Annotated in this window: 2 protein-coding genes; one reads left to right on the forward strand and one right to left on the reverse strand. The window is 71.7% G+C overall.

Going from position 1 to position 2,684, the window contains the following annotated elements; all coding sequences use genetic code 11:
• Nucleotides 1-906 precede the first annotated feature (906 nt).
• Nucleotides 907-1,509, reverse strand: coding sequence for a hypothetical protein (locus ACWDAG_RS47675; RefSeq protein ID WP_450701856.1), 603 nt, complete (start codon nt 1,507-1,509; stop codon nt 907-909).
• 129 nt (nt 1,510-1,638) lie between these two features.
• On the opposite strand from ACWDAG_RS47675, the gene ACWDAG_RS47680 reads away from it, so the two are divergent.
• A complete protein-coding gene (locus tag ACWDAG_RS47680; RefSeq protein WP_450701857.1) occupies nt 1,639-2,223 on the forward strand; it encodes a TetR/AcrR family transcriptional regulator in 585 nt (194 codons plus the stop codon).
• The last annotated feature ends 461 nt before the right edge of the window (nt 2,224-2,684 follow it).

Genomic DNA, 2,684 nt, shown 5'->3' on the forward strand with positions numbered 1-2,684 from the left:
CCCCCGGATGGTGGCCGTCGCGGCGACCGCCATCATCATCGAGCTCTTCACGGGCACCGAGGAGTCCGACCTCGAACAGGCCGCGGCGGTCGCCCTGCGCCTCATCGAGGCGGCCATCGAGTCCCTTCCCCGGGACGCCGGCTAGCACCGGGTGTCCTTGGGTTTTCGGCCAGTTGCGGCGAAGGGGGCACCTGCACCCCCCGGCCGAAGGCTGGGCGAGCGTGCATGGGGGCACCTCCCACCCCCCTTGGGGCCGGGGGAGCGTGGCGACGGGGCGAAGGCCGCCTGCCGCGGTGCTGGCACCGCACGCCGGCTCTCCGCACCCTCAGGAGTGGTGCACCCCGTGGGCGAGAGCGCGAGCGGTCACCAGGGGTAGGAGCGCCAGAGCCGCGGGGATCGCGAACGCGAGGCGGAACGCGGGGTGGGGTGTGGGCCGGCCCCGGGAATCGACCGGCGGGAGCAGGGCCGCGGGCCAGGGTTCTCACCGGGGGTGTTTCACGTGCCGGGGCGGGGTGCGCCGCCGGCAGCCGGTGGTGCGGCCGGTCGTCGGTTCGCCCGGACGAGTTGGAGCGCGGCGGGACGCACCCGGGACGGGGCCGGCGCGATGTGGTGCGCAGCGGTACGGCTCGATGATGAGTGCCTGTCGGGCAGCGCGTGAAGTGCTGTCTGTTCGCTTCCCGGTTGTCCGTTCGGGCCGGGCGGTGCGCACCGGATCTCCCGTTCCTGCGGGGGAAGCAGTCGTTCTTCGAGGGACATGCGCATGCGCTGTCCGTACTCGGCGGGGCTCCAGCCGGGCACGTCCGCTCCGGGACCCTCGCCACGGCCGTCCGTAAGGTCAGTGCCGTGGCGAGGGGAAATGTGCCTTTGGCCAACTGAGGCGCAGGTGCCCGCCCGCGCTCGCGGCGGTCAAGCCGAGCGCTTGGGCTTCAGGGCCGCCACGCCTTCCTTGACCTTCTTCTCGGCCTCGGCGCGCTTGGCGGCGCGCTTGGCCTTCGCCTCCTCCTTCCGGATCCCGTCGGCGGCCTCCTCCATGGCCTTCAGCTCCGTCCGTACGCTGTCGAGCGTGCGCCGCTCGAGGATGGCGTCGTAGCGCACGGCCAGCAGGTCCAGGGCCTCGGGGTCGGCTTCCCTGACCTCGGCGAGGATGACGGTGCCGGCCGGCGGGACGTACGGCGTGAAGGCGCCGACGGCTTCCGTGGTTTCGGTGGCCCGCTTGTAGTCGTAGCCGCCGCCGATCACCGCGCCGATGCCCCAGCCCATCAGTACGCCGAGGGGGCCGCCGAGGATGCCGACCAGGGAGCCGACCAACCCGCCGACCGCGGTGTTGCGGCCGGCCTCGGTCTCCATGCCCTCGGGGACGCGGACGGTGCCGTCCTCCAGGCGCTCGATCAGGACGGCGCCGCGGATCTCGGCGGTGGCGGAGGTGAGGTGCTTGAGTTCGCTGAGGGCCTGGTAGGCGGGGGCCCGGTCGGCGAAGCGCAGGGCGATCGCGTTCTCGGTCTTGGACATTGGTGCCTCCTTGGGCTTCGGCTGTTCGTGTCCGGGTGGGGCTGGCGCCCCATCTGTGAGACAGTATGTATCGAAGAAGAGTTGCGAGTCAACCTGTCTCACAGATCGGTTTCCGAAAGAGGTGCCACCATGTCCCGGACCAGCGATGACCCTCGCGCCCTGCGCAGCCGCGCCGCCGCCCTGGCCGCCGCCACCGACCTTCTCGTCGAGGGCGGGCCGGAGAAGGTCACCCATGCCGCTGTCGCCGAGCGGGCCGGGGTGGGTCGGGCCACCGTCTACCGCCACTGGCCCGACCTGCAGTCCCTTCTCCTTGACGCGCTCGCGGCCGGTGCCCGTCCTCTGCTCACCGTGGAAGACGGCCCGGTCCGTGATGAGCTGGTGAGGGTTCTGCAGCGGCAGGCCGACTGGCTCAATCAGCCGGTCTCCGCGTCGGTCATCGCCACCGTCATCGAACGGGCCGAGCGGGACGAGGGCGTACGGCGCCTGCGCGAGGAGATGTTCGGCCGCGCCGACGAGGACCTGGGCGGCGTGCTCGCCGCCGCCGTCGCACGTGGCGAACTGCGTCCCGGCGCCGAAGAACACCCACAGGCCCTGGTCTCCCGGATTCTCGGCCCGCTGCTCTTCCAGCGGTTCATGCTCGGTACCCGTCTCGACAAGGACATGGTGGCGGACGCGGTCGACACCGCCCTCGCGCCCTGGCAGCCGGCCACCTGACCGCCCGTCAGCCCCGCGTGTCGCGGAATGCGGCGGGGGCCTGGCCGGCCGCGCGGGCCAAGAGGCCGGCCCGGAGGAGGACCGCCGGGGCCGGGCCGAGGCCCTCATGGATCAACTCCGGGGACAGCCGTGGGGGTGCCCGGTGACGCCGCAACCGCCATCGGTGCCGGGGCCGGTCACTGCTCGGCCCTGACCAGCCCGGCGCCGCACGCCGCGATCGCGGCCTACAACAAGAAGATCAAGCAAGGCAAGCACCACACCCGGGCCGCGGAGGGCTCGGGTTGGCGAGGACCACCGTCATGACGACCGCTGTTCCGCTCACTTCGGTCACGTCAGCCTCAGCCGTTCCGTTTGGGGAACGGTCACCGTAACCGTTCCCCTAACGCTTGCACAAAGCTCTCATTCCGAACTAGCGGCCCATGACTTGCCGTTACCAGGGTTCAGAAACAAGCACCAATGGC

This window comes from Streptomyces sp. NPDC001157 (assembly GCF_053598255.1).